Below are 15,532 nucleotides of genomic sequence, written 5' to 3'. Positions count from 1 at the left end.
GCGTGACGGCTATTCCTGATCAGATTGGGTATCCGTGGCCTGATCCGGCTTGGGTAAATCGCTGCCATCGCCGATCTGGGCGTTCAGCCGCTCTATTGCCAGATCGGTAATGTCGATTGCCCGTGCCGATAAGAAAATGGAGCGGCGCTCAACGATGATAGCCGCGTTGGTTTCCTGCATAAGCTGTTCCAAAACAGGCCGCGCCGCGATCAAAAATTGCCGCCGGGCCGTGTCCGTGGTTTGGGTCAAAGCGCGGGTTTTGGCGTTTTGTTCGCTGCGGATCGTTTCCACCTTGGCATCGAAAGCGTCCGCCAAGGCGCGGAACCGCTCGGGCGGCAAGGTCGCCCGCTTGGTGGTCAGATCCTTTTCTTCGGCAATCAGTTCCGCTTCGATCCTGCGGTTTTCCGTTTCCAGAACCTTACCTTGGGCTTCAAAATCCTGTGCCACGCGCTGACCGAACGCCGATGCAGCAAACATCCTGTCGGAATCAATGGTCAGAACCGGGCTTTGGACAATCGAACCACCCTCTTGTGCCGTGGCACCAGTGGTCAGCAGAAGAAGAAGGGCCAGCATGGCCAGCCCTTTTTCCAGATAGATACGCATCAGAACGTCGTCGCAATAGAAACGTTGAAGGTTTGTTCCTGATCGAAATCTTCCTTGCGCAGCGCCTTCGAGAAGTTGAAGCGCAGCGGCCCGATGGGGGTCGTCCAGAAGATCGTCATCCCGATTACATGGCGGGCCGAGAAATCCTCGTACAGAACAGATCCGGTTGCCGCGCCGCTGTTGGACAGCCCCCAGACAGACCCGATGTCGTAGAACAGGCCGCCGGTCACGCCGTATTCTTCGGGCAGCCCCAGCGGGAATTCTGCTTCCAGACGTGCGACAGCGAACATGTCGCCGCCAAGCGAGTCGTTGACGCCAGTGCCCGAGTCATATTCACGCGGGCCAATACCATCGGGTTCAAACCCGCGCATGATCCCCGATCCGATCTGGAAACGATCAATCGAACGCCCGGTCGTGGTGCCACTATAGTTCAGCATCCCCGCTTCCAGCGATGCGCGCAATGTCACCTCTTCGTGCATAACCTTGGTTTGCGCCACGGCTTTGGCGGTGGTTTTGACAAATTCGGAATCGCCACCCAGACCGGCCAGTTCCTGACCGAATTCAAACAGCCAGCCCGCATTCGGGTTCAATCCGGTGCGACGGGAATCGAAGGTGTATTTATAGCCGACAGAACTGGACCAAAGCCCGGCCTGCGCAATTTCCGAATCCACGATGCCGCCAGTGGTCGCGCCATCCGCTGCTTTCATTTCGCCCCAACGGGCGGCGTAATACAGACCCAGACGGCCATTATCGCTGAGCGGGAAGGTAAAGCCCGGACTAAACGAGGCAATATTGGTGTCATAGTTGGCGTAGTTGCTTTCGGTTTCGCGATAGCTGATGTCGAAATCGAATTGGACATCACGGCCCAAAAATGCCGGTTCGGTAAACCGCAGGCCGTAAATCGCATTGTCCGAAGCCCCCGACATGGACAGCGACAGCTTTTGCCCACGCCCAAGGAAGTTATCCTCTTTCAGGTTCATCAGCAGACCGAAACCGCCATTGGTCGAATAGCTACCGCCAAAGGACAACGACCCTGTGGGTTTTTCGATCACATCCACGTCCACGATCACCTGATCCGGCGAGGATCCTTCGCGCGCCTGAACATCGGCTTTTTCAAAGAACCCCAAGGCGCGGATACGTTCGGCGCTCTGGCGGATTTCACGCGGGTTGAACGGGTCGCCCTCGACGATGCGGAACTGGCGACGGATCACGCGGTCTTGCGTGGTGGTGTTACCCTCGATGTCGATCCGCTCCACGAAAACACGCTGCCCACGGCTAAGAACGAACTCCACATCCAGCGTCAGGTCGCGTTCGTTCCGGGTGATACGCGGTTCGATCCGAACGAAATTCAGGCCTTTTTTCAGCGCCAGACGTTCCATCCGTGCAATCGAGTTTTCAACCAGAGACGGAGAATAGACCACACCGGATTTGATTTTCAGTGCAGCCTGAAACTCTTCGGCGTCCGCATCGTTGATTTCCGAAGTGGTGGTGATGTTGCCGAATTTGAATTGCTGGCCTTCCTGCACATTCACAACCAAAAAGTACGCATCGCGCTCTTCGGTCAGTTCGGCATTCACCCCGGTGATCCGCATATCGACATAGCCGCGCGACAGATAGAAATCGCGCAACACTTGTTTGTCGAACTCGATCCGGTCAGGAATATACGTGTCCGCACGGATCAGGCTGCGTAGCAGACCGGCCTGTTTCGTGGACAAGACACGTCGCAAACGGCCGTCGCTGAACTGTTCGTTGCCCACGAAACTGAGCCGCTCGATCTCGATCACGCCGCCCTCGAACACCTCGAAAATCACATCTACCCGGTTGTCGCTACGGCGAATGATGCGGGGCGTGACCTTTGCGGACAGGCGCCCTTCTTGGTTATAGGCTGCGGCGATGATCGCGGCATCCGCTTCGGCGACCGACGGGCTGAACACGCGGCGCGGTTTGGATTCAATCAAAGCGGTCAGGGCATCGTCTTTCAGGCGGCGGTTCCCTTCGACCGAGATACGGTTGATCGTGGGATATTCGCGAACGGCAATCACCAAAGTATTGCCGCGCGGGGTGATTTCGACCTTTTCAAACAGACCGCTGCCAACGATCCGTTGATAGGCGTCATTCAGTTCTGCCGCGCTCACCGTCTTACCGCGGGCGATTCCCGCGTAGGTCAGGATTGCATCCCCACCGATCCGTTGATTGCCTTCGATCTGCACCGATGTGAATCGATAGCTTTGCGCGCTTGCGTGCTGTGGCAGAGCCGCAAAAGCCATTGCAAACAAAAGAAAAAACACCACGCCGAACCGGCGCAATTGAACGTAATTTTCGGCGCGGCACAGACGCCGCCCGCCCGTTGAATTGGTCATTCGGTTAACCCAGTCAGACATCCCATTACCAACCTGAGTATCGGGAAAGACCCGTCTTGTCAAAACGGCAAAACGCCCACCGGAGTGAACCAATGGGCGCATTAGATAGGCCGGACGGCAAAGATTTAGAACGTGCGCCAATACGCCCCGGCGACCATCGCCAGCGTCAGGGCACCAACCACAAGAATCCGATCCCAATTGAGCAACAAAAGCAGGCTCAAACCGCGTGTTCCGTTTTGAATCGTTTGCATCTTTCCAGCCTTCAGAGCGTTATTTCAAACTGTCCCTGAATGGCTAACGCGCGAATAAGGCGGAACTGGGGCGCAATGGCGGCATTCCGCCGACATGCGCCCCGATCAGATCATCAGATCACGGGCAGAACAGATCGTTCGACAGGGCGAACAACATCGTGGTCAGGATGAACGCCAGCCCCACTGTCATCAGAATACGCAGGGCCTTTTCGCTGGGCGCACGTCCCACGACAGCCTCGTAAGCGTAAAACACCAGATGTCCGCCATCCAGAACCGGAATCGGGAACAGGTTCAGCAGCCCCACCGCAGCGGACAAAACGCCGATGAAATAGATATAGCTTTGCGTGCCCTGACTGGCCATCGCACCGGAAACTTCGGCAATGCCCAAGGGGCCGGACATGTTGCAACTGCTGATCGCGCCGGTGATCATGTGATACAGGCCCGAAACCGACCCTTGCATGATTTCCCATGTGATCCCCACACCATTCAGGAACGCGGTTCCCAGACCCGCGTATTCCGTTGCGGGGTCAAAGAACATGCCGCCCACAATGCCGATGCGCCATTTGGTTTCAAACCCACCGCCGGGTTGCGGTTCGTCCACCCGGCGCGGGGCCAGTGTGAAATCAAGGGTCTGGCCATCCCGCCACACCGTCACTTTCAGCGGCTTACCTTCGGCGGCAACCACGGCGTCTTTCAACTGTTCAAACACCTGAATCGGCTGACCATCCACGGCGGTGAACACGTCGCCGACTTTCAGGTCGATGTCATAAGCCGCAGATTGCGGGGCCAGTTGGGAAATGATCGGGGTCATAGGATGCGGGCCTGTCACGGTCCGTTCCGCCCCATCGCGGATCACGGTATAGCGCAGCAGGTTTTGCAGCGGCAGGTCGTCCATGAACCCGTCATAAGGCCCACCATCGGCGGATGGCAGACGCTGGCCTTCGATGGCTACGATTTCATCCCCCGGCAGCAGGTTCACCTCATACGGGGTGGGCAGGATCGTTCCCACGGTCAGCGGTTCCTTGACCACACCTGACGTCAGGCCGATGCCGGTGAAAATCGCAACCGCCAGAATGAAATTGAACACCGGCCCCGCCGCAACGGTGGCGGTACGCGCCCACAACGGTGCCCCTAGCATGGTGTGACGGCGCATATCGGGGGACAGTTGGGCCACGGCTTCTTCGTCGGGGCCACTGGCGGCATTAGCATCGCCCAGAAATTTCACATAGCCACCAAAGGGCAACAGCGCCAGTTGCCACCGCGTCCCGCGTTTATCGACCCGCGAAAACAACACTGGCCCAAAGCCCAGCGAAAACACCTCGGCATGGATGCCGGACCAGCGCCCGACGATGTAATGCCCGTATTCATGGATTGCCACGATCACTGACAGCGCGATCACAAAGGCCAATGCCGTCGTCAGAAAACCACCGAAAGCGGGGATTGCACCAATAATATCCAAAGACCTGTCCCGTTATCTGCCTGTTTTATCTGCCATGACCTGATCGGCCCGTATACGGGCCAGATGGTCTGCTGAAGCAACGTTATCAAGAGTAAACCCGGCGCGAATAAGGCCATTATCGGATGACAATTGTGTCATCACATCTTCGACCACCTGCGCCATATCCAAAAATCCGATCTGCCCGGCAATAAACCCATCCAGCGCCCGTTCCTTGGCCGCGTTGAAAATCGCGCCCATCATGCCGCCTGTCTGCATAACCTCTTGCGCCAGTCGCAGCGCTGGATAGCGGTCGGGATCGGGGGCGCGGAACGTCAACTGCCCGATCTGCGCCAGATCCAGCCGCGCCACCGGCAGCGGGCGGCGTTCCGGCCAGTGCAAGGCATAGCCAATCGCGTGACGCATATCCGGCGCACCGACATGGGCCATCAACGCCCCATCATTGAACCCCACCAAGGCATGAATCATGGATTCAGGATGTACCAGAACCTCGATCTGTTCGGGTTGGACGCCAAAAAACTCTTTGGTTTCTATGACTTCCATCGCCTTATTAAACATGGACGCACTGTCGATCGTGATCCGCTGCCCCATGTCCCAATTGGGATGCGAGGACGCCTGTTCCAACGTTGCCTGAGCCAATTTCTCTATCGGCCAATCGCGGAACGCCCCACCGCTGGCGGTGATGATAACGCGCTCTACCGCCGCCATATCCTCGCCCACCAAGGCTTGAAAAATCGCGGAATGCTCGCTGTCCACCGGCAGCACGGTCGCCCCGTGCACCCTGGCGGTTTCCATCAACAATGGCCCCGCCGTCACCAGCGATTCCTTGTTGGCCAGTGCTAGGGTTGCCCCCTGTTCCAGCGCCACCAATCCGGGGGCCAGCCCCGCCGCGCCGACAATGGCGGACATCACCCAATCCGCAGGCCGCGCGGCCGCGTCGAGCAAGGCACCCTGCCCGGCTGCGGCCTCGACACCGCTGCCAGCTAATGCCGCCTGTAAATCCGCCAGCAGATCGACATGCGCTGTCACGGCCAGATCCGCCCGCAAGGCCACGGCATCACGCGCCAGTTGCGCGATATTGCGCCCGCCCGTCAGCGCGACCACATCGTAATCGTCCGGGGCGCGGGCGATCAGATCCAGCGTGTTTTGCCCAATGGACCCCGTGGCCCCGAAAACGGAAACGCGTCTCATGGGGTGGTGACCGGCGGGAAGCCCGCGAAACTGGCCAGCAGGAACAGCATCAGTGCGCCCAGCATCCCGTCAAACCGATCCAGCAACCCGCCATGCCCCGGAATCAGGTTGGAACTGTCCTTGACCCCGGTCATCCGCTTGATCGCGCTTTCGGCCACGTCCCCCATTTGCGAGGCAAAGGACAACACAACACTGATCACAATCAGCCCCGCCCCAACCCCGGTTTGCGACATGAACCCAAAGGCCACCAGCGCGGCCCCGACCCATCCGGCGGCGGTGCCGGACCATGTTTTCTTGGGGCTGACACGGGGCCAGAATTTCGGACCGCCCAACAGACGCCCGGCAAAATATCCCGCCACATCGGTGACGATCACCACAGCGACCAGCCACAGCGTCCAGATCATACCGTGATCCACCCGCAGGGAAATCGCGCCTTTACCCGCCAGCAGGATCACCGCCAGATAGGCCGCAAAAATCCCCTTGTGCGTGTGCAACCGCCCCACACCGGACAAGGACGGTGCCAGTAACACCGGCAAGACGTACAAGGGCGGCAGAAACGCCGAGATCAGCACAGCAACGGCAGATAACAGCCCCATCTGCACGGCCAGACCGGATGTATCGGGCTGCAACATGCGCAGCAATTCCCACGCCATCAATCCGCAGACCGCCGCCAGCAGCAGCGTGAACACCATCCCGCCTTGCCAGATCGCAAAGCCGCCCACGGCCAGCATTCCCACGGCAGAAATCACACGCGGCGCCAGATCATCCCAGTTCGTCGCCATTGTCAGACCTTTACCCCGCCAAACCGCCGGTCCCGCCCGGCGTAGCTTCCGACGATCCCCGCGAATATTTCGGCGGTAAAGTCGGGCCATAGCGTGTCAATAAATTCATATTCGGCATAAGCGGATTGCCACAGCAAGAAGTTGGAAATCCGGGCCTCGCCACTGGTGCGGATCACCAAATCGGGATCAGGCAGCACACAAGTATCCAGATACCGGGGCAAGGTTTCTTCGTCCACCTTGGCCGGGTCCAGACGCCCCGCCGCCACATCTTCGGCCAGCCGCTTGGTGGCGCGGGCCACTTCGTCCCGCCCGCCATAGTTCAGCGCGATAGTCAGATGCACCCGGTCATTCCCGGCGGTGATCTGTTCCAGTTCATCCATCAGCGCGATCAGCTTTTTATCCAGCTTCACCCGATCCCCGATAAACCGCACACGCACGCCTTCGTTGAACAGCGCCCGCGCTTCCTTGGTGATATAGCGGCGAAACAGGCTCATCAGCCCGGCCACTTCGACCTGCGTTCGTTTCCAATTCTCTGTCGAGAAGGCGAAAATCGTCAGGTATTTCACCCCCAGATCGGGACAAGCCTCGACGATTTCACGAACGCGGCGGGCACCCGCATGATGGCCAAACAGGCGCGGACGGCCCCGCGCCTGCGCCCAACGTCCGTTCCCATCCATGATAATGGCAACGTGGCGTGGCCCCGATTGCTGTGCTGCAACGGCGGTCATAAGACCCCTTCCCGGTCTCAGACCTGCATAATCTCGGCTTGTTTGTTTTCCAGCGCCTTATCGACCAGCCCGATGTGCTTGTCGGTCAGTTCCTGCACTTCGGTTTCCCAGAATTTCTGGTCATCCTCGGACATGCCGTTTGCTTTGGACTTTTTGATCTGGTCCATACCGTCGCGGCGCACGTTGCGGATGGCGATCCGGGCGCGTTCGGCATAATCCCCGGCCACCTTGGTCAGTTCGCGGCGGCGTTCTTCGTTCAGTTCGGGGATCGGCAACATGATGATGGTGCCATTCAGTTGCGGGTTGATGCCCAGACCGCTTTGGCGGATTGCCTTTTCCACCTTGCTGACCATGCTTTTATCCCAAACATTGATCGTCACCATGCGCGGTTCCGGCACGTTCACGGTGCCAAGCTGGTTGATCGGCGTCATCTGGCCATAGGCGTCAACATGGATCGGGTCCAACATGGAACTGGACGCCCGCCCGGTCCGCAACGAGGCAAATTCGTTGCGCAAGGCGTTCATCGCCCCATCCATGCGGCGCGACAGATCATCGGTGTCGATCATGATTTCATCGTCAGACATGTTCTTGCTCTTCCTTTTTGCCCGCTGGCCGGGTCTTGAATGGCTGTTGGCAGGATACGCTTAACCGGCCACGGTTGTATAGGTGCCTTCCCCGGCAAGGATACCCCGGAACCCACCGGGTTCATCCAGCGAAAACACGATGATCGGCAGGTTGTTGTCCCGCGCCAGTGCAATGGCGCTGGCATCCATCACGCCCAGATGCTGCGCCAGCACCTCGTCATAGGTGACGGTATCGAACCGTTTCGCATCGGGGAATTTCACCGGGTCTTTATCGTAAACGCCGTCCACCTTGGTGCCTTTGAAAATCGCCTGACAGGCCATTTCATTCGCCCGCAACGTGGCAGCGGTGTCGGTGGTGAAATACGGGTTGCCGGTGCCTGCTGCGAAAATGCAGACCCGTTTCTTTTCCAGATGGCGCACGGCACGGCGGCGGATATAGGGTTCGCACACCTGATCCATCGGAATGGCGCTGATCACGCGGGTGAACACGCCCAGTTGTTCCAGCGCGGCCTGCATCCCCAGCGCGTTCATCACCGTGGCCAGCATTCCCATATAATCGGCCGTGGTGCGTTCCATCCCCTGCGCGCTACCCTGTAGCCCGCGGAAAATATTGCCGCCCCCGATCACCATGCAGATTTCAACGCCCAGATCGTGAACCGATTTCACCTCGCGGGCGATGCGTTCAACGGTCGGTGGGTGCAGCCCGAATCCCTGGGAGCCCATAAGCGCCTCCCCCGAAATTTTTAACATCACCCGTTTGAACTTGGTCGCAGCGGCTTTGTCCGTTGCAGAAAGAATCTCATCGGCCATGTGGGAGGCTCCGTGTACGGTCTTGTTATATTTGTCGCGCAAAATGTAGGAAAACGCCGCCGGGTTCAATCCGAGAGTCCCGCTTTACCGTATTTCCCTGCCCCCCCCTTATCAAACGGGCCGGAAACAGGTATCGCGGGGCCATGACAAAGCTGACCGATCTTCTTGCCGATATCCCCGCAAACCGCCCGGTTTTGATTGCGGGACCAACGGCATCCGGAAAATCGGCGCTGGCGCTGGAAATTGCCCGCACCCAAGGCGGCGTCATCATCAATGCCGATGCGATTCAGGTCTATGCCAACTGGCGAATTCTGACCGCCCGCCCCACATCCAAGGAAGAGGCGGACCAGCCCCATCGCCTGTATGGGCATATTCCCGGTGATGCCGATTATTCCGTAGGCCATTGGCTGCGTGACCTGAAACCGCTGTTACAGGGATCGGAACTCCCAATCATCGTGGGTGGCACGGGGTTGTATTTCACGGCCCTGACCGAAGGATTGGCCGACATCCCCGCCACACCGCCCGACATTCGCGCCATTGCGGATGCCCGAATTGCCGAACATGGGCATACCCCCCTGCTGGATGAACTGGATCAGCAAACCCGCGCCCGTCTGGATGTGCTGAACCCGATGCGGGTGCAACGCGCGTGGGAAGTGCAACAAGCCACCGGACGCGGATTGGCCGCGTGGCAGGACGACACCCCGCCGCCGCTACTGCCGCTGGAGCGCACCACACCCATCCTGTTTGACGTGGATCGCGATTGGCTGAACGACCGGATCGCCCGGCGGTTTGATCTGATGCTGGAACAAGGCGCCCTGGACGAAGCCCGCGCCAACCTACCCACATGGAACCCGGCACATCTGTCTGCCAAAGCCATCGGTGCGCCGGAACTCATCGCCCATTTGCGCGGCGAACTGACCTTGGATCAGGCCCGAGAAAACGCCACCATCGCCACACGACAGTTCGCCAAACGTCAGCGCACATGGTTCCGGTCAAAAATGAAGCGCTGGCGCGGATTTCAGCCGTAAGCGAAAATTCGCATCAATTATCGCTTTACATTTTTCGACTATTCGCCGCATCAAGCATGGGAAACCAGCAAAATGGGTAGTCAAAAGCGATCATTATGCCCCCAAACGCCGAACCCCGTAAACCAAGCGAGATTCGCATTACCTCTATCGCGCAGGTCTTGCGCAATGGGGCGTGGCGGTTGGCGGAATTGCATGACCGCGATCATGATCTGTTGCTTTGGGTCACGAAAGGACAGGGATTAGCCATCCTGCAAGGGGTCCGCTGCGGCGTCGGCGCGCATAACGCGTTTTACATCCCTGCCGGTACGCTGTTTTCCTTGGATCTGGGGCGCACCGGGTTTGGAATCGCGGTGCGCATTCCACACGATCCGGCGCTAACGCTGCACGACGCCCCCATGCTGCTGCGCATCCGCGAGGTTCACGCCCAATCCGAATTGACGGGTCTGCTGGATCATCTGCAACGGGAACGGGATCACAATGCCCCCTTCATGGACGAAGCCGCCCGCGCCCATGTGGCGTTGATTTCGGTTTGGATGCGGCGGCAAGCCTTGGCATTGCATGGGCCGGACGAACCCAAACTGCCTGCCGGTCAGCGCCTTGTCGAAGCATTTTGCGCCTTGGTGACGCAGGAATTTCGTACCGGCAAAACGATGGCGGAATTTGCGGCAATGCTGGGGGTCACACCCACGCATCTGTCCCGCGCCTGCCGGGAACATACGGGCATCACTGCGGCGGACATTCTGACCAAACGCAGCCTGTACGAAGCCCGCCTGCTGATCGAAACCACCGATATGCCGCTCAAGGAGATCAGCGAGGCCATCGGCTTTGGCAGCCCCGCCTATTTTTCGCGCTTTGTATTGCAACATACCGGGCAAAGCCCCACAGACCTGCGGCGCCGCACCTCGGTGGAAACAGCCCCCGCCCAAAGGACGGGGGCCATACTTGTCCCAAACAGACGATATTAGCATCCATCTGGCGCTATGATCAGTTCATCGCGCCTGCTTTTGGTTCGGCCACGTTCATGCCATCCAGACGGTTGGCCGTTTCATCCGCAAAAGCCGCAATCATCGCAGTTTGCAAGGCATCGGTCGGAACCGCATCCGCATCGACGGCATGCATCAGGATCGGAAAAGTATAGTCCGGCTGCGTGCCTTCCGATTTCGAGATATAGACAAAACCGCCCAGACGGTCGAACCGGCCATCTTCGGGCAGGTTGGTGTCCCCCGCCATCGAGATTTCCCAGATGTCCACATCCACGATAAAGCCATTGTCAGCAACGCGGTTGTCCAATTCAGACTTGATTACCGCGCTCAAGTCAGCGGGCAGCGTCGGATGTTTGAGCGCCCCATCGCTATTTTCCCACGGCATTTTCTGAATGGTGTCATCCACATCCAGCGTTTCAACAGGCAGTTGATCAGCAGCAAAAGCCGCCCCCGTCAGACCGAAAACCAAAGCCAGTGCAGTCATAGATTTCTTGAACATGATCACTCTTCCTACGTTGTTAAGCTAACGCGGCACCATTGTTTGCAGCCCCGCGTTTTGTATGGCTTTCCAACGGGCCAATCCGCCCGGAAGTTCCTGTTCAATTTTCAAAAATCACACAAATTACACCAATAATACATTATTATATGCTGTTTTTAAACGAAAAATATTTTCTCAATTTTTCGCCTCACTCGCCTCCAGTTCCGCCAACAGCGGCTCATATCGGGCGTCTGTCAATGTCTTTAAGAAGGCAACCAGCGCGTCAATCCGATCATCTTTCAGGGCTGGTCCAGTTTTCAATTCCTCAAGCGATATGTTCTCGGCCACCTCGGGCGCACCCCATTCCGCCCCGGTTTCAGGGTTGATCTGCCGATGCGCCGCCCGCGAATTGTATTTGTTGTAAAACAGGATCACGGTGCGCAGGTCTTTGAACACCCCGTTATGCATATACGGCCCCGTCACGGCCACGTTCCGCAAGGTCGGCACTTTGAATTTTCCGCGTTGCGCAGGATCGTCGATATGCGCCGCCAAGCCAGCATCCCGCACCTGACGGCCCAGTTGGTCCTCTAACGTGGAGTTGGCCGGGGTGCCGATGTTGTGGAATTCGTAGTTCGAGAAGGTTTCCCGCGCATCAACCGCACTGGTGCGCAATTGGTGGCAAATATTGCAGTTGGTGAATTGCTGCGAAAAGAACAAAAGCCGCCCAAGGTCTTCTTGCTTGGTCAGTTCCACCTCGCCGCGCAGATAGCGGTCATATTTGGAATCGAACGGGGCAAAGGCGGGACCACGTTCAAACGTGGCAATGGCATCGGTCATCGCATCATAGGCCGCGTCAGGGTTTTGCATGACGTTTTCACCATAAAGAACTGAAAACGCAGAAACATAATCCGGGTTCTCCTGCAACCTAGCGATCACTTCGGCCTTATCCGACATACCCATTTCCACCGGGTTCAGCGGCGGCCCACCGGCTTGTCCTTCCAGTCCGGCCTCGCGTCCATCCAGAAACTGCCCGCCATTCCATTTCCCGTCTTCACGTTTGTGGAACCCCGGCGAAAACGCGGCATAGCTGGCCGTTGGGGCATTGCGATCCCCCAAAGACACCCCATCATCCCCCAGAGATGTCGCCATCCCCAGCCGTACACCGCGCGGATCGGCAAATCCGGTTTCCGGATCATGGCAGGTCGCACAGGACTGGGTTCGGTTTTGGGACAGGTTCACATCGAAAAACAACGCCGCGCCCAAAGCTTCGCGGGTATCATACCGCTGATTTTCGGCAACACCGATCACTGCGGCCAATCCGGCGCCAAGTACAAATGCCGATGCAATCCAAATCCGTGCCATACGCCCACATCCCCAATATTCGACGATCAGGCGGGTCTACCCGCATGGCAGGGACTTACCTTGACAATAATCAATAGTCGAGTAATTTTGTTGGATATAAGGTAAACTGATTTAGCTGCCCCAGATGGTCACAACATAATTGCGGGTTTCTTCATAGGGCGGCACGCCGCCATATTTGCGCACGGCTTCCGGTCCGGCATTATACGCCGCCAAAGCCAGCCGCCACGATCCGAAATTTTTGAACTGCTGCGCCAGATAGCGTGCGCCGCCATCCAGATTTTGGAACGGGTCCAGCGGGTCCACCCCCAGCACCTGCGCCGTTTCCGGCATCAACTGCGCCAGTCCCAGCGCCCCCTTGTGTGATTTGGCATTGGCGTTGAAACGGCTTTCCTGATGCACCAGCCGCAAAAACAGCTCCTCGGGGACGCCATGACGCTGCGCGGCGGATCGCGCCATATCCAGATACGGCCCGCGATATTTCCCGTTATACATCTGCGGCCCCCAGTTCGTTGGGGTGTTCACGCTGGGCGGCTGCAATCGCACGCTGGCTTTGTATTGATCCGAGGCCCGGTTATCCAAAACCTTTGTCTGGGATCTGAACAGCTTGTTCCGCGACTTGGAAGACAGAATATCCGCCTGCACCGCACCCGCCGACATTACAGCCAGCGCACTGACGGCCATCACCATTTTGCGCATCATTCTGTCCCACACCGTTTACTTGCGGCGCATATTAGCCGTAATCAGCCGAATTTCCACCCCTGAACCGGATCAGTCGGCAGCAGCCTGCCCATCGCCGGACGGCACCAAGGGTTGCGTCATCAAATCCTCGATCAGCAAACTGACCAGATCACCCCGGCCATTCACCCCGGCCTTGCGATATATCGCATTCAGATGCGCTTTGACCGTGCCTTCGGCGCTGCCCCGCATTTGCGCGATTTCGCTGATCGACGCCCCCTTGATTGCAAAGGTTGCGACATCCTGTTCCGATGGTGTCAGCCGCCACGCCTGAAAATAGCTTTCCATCAATTCGTGTAACGCCCCGGACGCAACAGACAAACCCCGCTCCATCCGGGCCTGACGGCGCAGCATCCGCAGCAGGTACACCACCTCGATCACAATGGAAATCGCCAGCGTCAGCGCCGCCAGCGTTTCAACGATCAGATGCAGATCGACATATAACGCCCCGCTGTCCCAATAATCGGCCACCGAATCCGTCACGAAAAACACCGCGGCAAAAGCCTGCACCGTGATCAGGATCAACAGTGACAGGCCCCGCCGTTTCAGCCCCGGATCAATCACGGGCGATCCCCGGCTGTATCTGGCATCTGCTTGCGGCCAGTGACCATAGCACGCGGCAGGTTCACCCCTGTGCGCCAGCTTTCAAACAGTACTGCCGCCACATGGGCCGCAACGGAAAACCCGATCCAACCGGCCAGTATTTCGTGCAGTTCTTCCACCCAATCGACCCCCCAAAACATATCGGTGGTCATCATGTAGCCGGTCAATCCGATCAGCGCCACCGACAGCAGAAGGTTATAGATCATCAGCGCCCCAAGCGGGGTATGCCCCTTGTGATATTTGACCCGACCCAAGGCAATGTCCTGCACCTGTTCCAGCGACGCATTGACATCGGGCGGGAAATCCGAAAACCGCGCGTGTTTCGTGCCAATCAGCCCCCAAATCATTCGCGCAGCCACCAGCGCCACAACCCCGTAGCCGATCCAGTTATGCAACTTGCTTTCATCGTCCAGGATCAGCCCGTTTAAGGCGATCCCCAATACCAGCATCCAATGGAACAGCCGTACAAACGGGTCCCAGACTTTGACCTCGGTCATCATTCTGTCCTTTTCCAAAAGGGGCCAAGGGGCGGTTTCCCGCCCCGGCCCATTCATCACGTCAGATCAATCGTCGCTCTTGGTGCGTACCACGGTCAGTTGCTCGTCCAGATAGACTTCCAGCTTTTGGCCGTCCTTCATCACATAAGCCTCGTACAGGCCGTCTTCGCGTTTGATTTTGCGCACGTCATACCCCTGCTCGGTCAGATGCGCGCGGATTTTCGTCTGCATATCTTCGGACACTTTGCCACTGGCCAAAACCGGGCTTGCCAGCCCTGCAACCAGAACGCCTGCCAATGCTGCCGAGGTCAATTTGCGGATCATATTCGTTTCTCCTGTATCTGTTCCGGCCCTGCGCCGGTCTGGATCAAATCGCAGGGTAACGCAGGAAATCCTATTGGTCCGGGGGTGTATTTGCGGGAAACCCCTGCGCCTATACCTTAGGTTTAGGCGGTTTTACGTGAACAGACGACTGACGAACCGGGGTATTGTCGGAACTTTACCTTTTCCCCTGCCCGTGGTGTAAGCAGGGAAACGAGTCAACGGGAGAGCATCATGGCCGGATCTGTGAACAAGGTAATTCTGGTGGGCAATCTGGGCCGCGACCCCGAGGTGCGCAGCTTCCAGAATGGCGGCAAAGTCTGCAACCTGCGCATCGCCACTTCGGAAACGTGGAAAGACCGCAACACCGGCGAACGCCGTGAACGGACGGAATGGCATTCGGTCGCGATCTTCCAAGAAGGTCTGGTGCGCGTTGCAGAACAATACCTGCGCAAAGGCTCCAAGGTTTATATCGAAGGCCAGTTGCAAACCCGCAAATGGCAGGATCAATCCGGTCAGGACCGCTATACCACTGAAATCGTCCTGCAAGGTTTCGGCGGCACGCTGGTCATGCTGGACGGTCGCGGCGAAGGCGGCGGCGGTCAGGGTGGCGGCGGCTACGGTGGTGGCAATCAGGGCGGCGGCTATGGCGGCGGTTACGATTCCGGCCCGTCTTATGACTCGGGTCCGTCCTATGGCGGCGGCAATCAGGGCGGCGGGTCGCGCGGTGGCGACATTGACGACGAAATCCCGTTCTGAT

Annotated in this window: 18 protein-coding genes; 3 read left to right on the top strand and 15 right to left on the bottom strand. The window is 58.1% G+C overall.

Annotated elements, in window-relative coordinates; genetic code table 11:
• Positions 1-9 precede the first annotated feature (9 nt).
• The 9 genes from FN828_RS05645 to pyrH form a co-directional block, all read right to left on the bottom strand.
• Positions 10-603, bottom strand: a complete 594-nt coding sequence (locus tag FN828_RS05645) for an OmpH family outer membrane protein (protein WP_142492420.1) — start codon at positions 601-603, stop codon at positions 10-12.
• Positions 603-2,963 carry an outer membrane protein assembly factor BamA gene (bamA, locus tag FN828_RS05640; protein ID WP_142492419.1) on the bottom strand — a complete coding sequence of 787 codons (2,361 nt, stop codon included), beginning with the start codon at positions 2,961-2,963 and terminating at the stop codon, positions 603-605. Before bamA ends, FN828_RS05645 begins: the two co-directional genes overlap by 1 nt.
• Before the next feature lie 125 nt (positions 2,964-3,088).
• Positions 3,089-3,214: a hypothetical protein gene (locus FN828_RS20975; RefSeq protein WP_268987202.1), complete on the bottom strand. Its 126-nt coding sequence runs from the start codon at positions 3,212-3,214 to the stop codon at positions 3,089-3,091.
• 118 nt (positions 3,215-3,332) lie between these two features.
• Positions 3,333-4,673: an RIP metalloprotease RseP gene (gene rseP / locus FN828_RS05635; RefSeq protein WP_142492418.1), complete on the bottom strand. Its 1,341-nt coding sequence runs from the start codon at positions 4,671-4,673 to the stop codon at positions 3,333-3,335.
• 12 nt (positions 4,674-4,685) lie between these two features.
• Positions 4,686-5,861: a 1-deoxy-D-xylulose-5-phosphate reductoisomerase gene (gene dxr, locus FN828_RS05630; protein WP_142492417.1), complete on the bottom strand. Its 1,176-nt coding sequence runs from the start codon at positions 5,859-5,861 to the stop codon at positions 4,686-4,688.
• Positions 5,858-6,643: a phosphatidate cytidylyltransferase gene (locus FN828_RS05625; RefSeq protein ID WP_185958940.1), complete on the bottom strand. Its 786-nt coding sequence runs from the start codon at positions 6,641-6,643 to the stop codon at positions 5,858-5,860. The genes dxr and FN828_RS05625 overlap by 4 nt, the downstream gene beginning before the upstream one ends.
• Positions 6,644-6,645: 2 nt before the next feature.
• Entirely contained in the window at positions 6,646-7,371 is a 726-nt protein-coding gene (gene uppS / locus FN828_RS05620; protein WP_142492416.1) for a polyprenyl diphosphate synthase, read from the bottom strand.
• A 17-nt stretch (positions 7,372-7,388) separates the two neighbouring features.
• Entirely contained in the window at positions 7,389-7,955 is a 567-nt protein-coding gene (gene frr / locus FN828_RS05615; protein ID WP_142492415.1) for a ribosome recycling factor, read from the bottom strand.
• 60 nt (positions 7,956-8,015) lie between these two features.
• Complete coding sequence (pyrH, locus tag FN828_RS05610; protein ID WP_142492414.1) at positions 8,016-8,765, bottom strand: UMP kinase; 750 nt, start codon at positions 8,763-8,765, stop codon at positions 8,016-8,018.
• A gap of 143 nt (positions 8,766-8,908) precedes the next feature.
• Between pyrH and miaA the strand changes: the two genes are divergently transcribed.
• Together miaA and FN828_RS05600 are read left to right on the top strand one after the other, a co-directional pair.
• Positions 8,909-9,793 carry a tRNA (adenosine(37)-N6)-dimethylallyltransferase MiaA gene (miaA, locus tag FN828_RS05605; protein ID WP_142492413.1) on the top strand — a complete coding sequence of 295 codons (885 nt, stop codon included), beginning with the start codon at positions 8,909-8,911 and terminating at the stop codon, positions 9,791-9,793.
• 95 nt (positions 9,794-9,888) lie between these two features.
• Positions 9,889-10,758 (top strand): helix-turn-helix transcriptional regulator, encoded by an 870-nt coding sequence (locus FN828_RS05600; RefSeq protein ID WP_142492412.1) that lies wholly within the window; start codon positions 9,889-9,891, stop codon positions 10,756-10,758.
• A 19-nt stretch (positions 10,759-10,777) separates the two neighbouring features.
• On the opposite strand, the gene FN828_RS05595 is transcribed toward FN828_RS05600, so the two are convergent.
• From FN828_RS05595 to FN828_RS05570, 6 genes are all read right to left on the bottom strand, one after another.
• Positions 10,778-11,275 (bottom strand): hypothetical protein, encoded by a 498-nt coding sequence (locus tag FN828_RS05595; RefSeq protein WP_142492411.1) that lies wholly within the window; start codon positions 11,273-11,275, stop codon positions 10,778-10,780.
• Positions 11,276-11,449: 174 nt separating this feature from the next.
• Positions 11,450-12,616, bottom strand: a complete 1,167-nt coding sequence (locus FN828_RS05590) for a cytochrome-c peroxidase (RefSeq protein WP_142492410.1) — start codon at positions 12,614-12,616, stop codon at positions 11,450-11,452.
• 111 nt (positions 12,617-12,727) lie between these two features.
• Entirely contained in the window at positions 12,728-13,312 is a 585-nt protein-coding gene (locus FN828_RS05585; protein WP_142492480.1) for a lytic transglycosylase domain-containing protein, read from the bottom strand.
• 72 nt (positions 13,313-13,384) lie between these two features.
• Positions 13,385-13,915 (bottom strand): helix-turn-helix transcriptional regulator, encoded by a 531-nt coding sequence (locus FN828_RS05580; RefSeq protein WP_142492409.1) that lies wholly within the window; start codon positions 13,913-13,915, stop codon positions 13,385-13,387.
• Positions 13,912-14,451 carry a cytochrome b/b6 domain-containing protein gene (locus FN828_RS05575; protein WP_142492408.1) on the bottom strand — a complete coding sequence of 180 codons (540 nt, stop codon included), beginning with the start codon at positions 14,449-14,451 and terminating at the stop codon, positions 13,912-13,914. The genes FN828_RS05580 and FN828_RS05575 overlap by 4 nt, the downstream gene beginning before the upstream one ends.
• A gap of 66 nt (positions 14,452-14,517) precedes the next feature.
• Positions 14,518-14,775 (bottom strand): PepSY domain-containing protein, encoded by a 258-nt coding sequence (locus FN828_RS05570; RefSeq protein WP_142492407.1) that lies wholly within the window; start codon positions 14,773-14,775, stop codon positions 14,518-14,520.
• Positions 14,776-15,006: 231 nt separating this feature from the next.
• Between FN828_RS05570 and ssb the strand changes: the two genes are divergently transcribed.
• Positions 15,007-15,531, top strand: a complete 525-nt coding sequence (ssb, locus tag FN828_RS05565) for a single-stranded DNA-binding protein (RefSeq protein WP_142492406.1) — start codon at positions 15,007-15,009, stop codon at positions 15,529-15,531.
• Position 15,532 lies beyond the last annotated feature (1 nt).

The sequence above is a fragment of the Thalassovita litoralis genome, assembly GCF_900182725.1.
GTDB lineage: Bacteria > Pseudomonadota > Alphaproteobacteria > Rhodobacterales > Rhodobacteraceae > Thalassobius > Thalassobius litoralis.
This window is presented reverse-complemented; position numbering and strand designations above follow the sequence as displayed.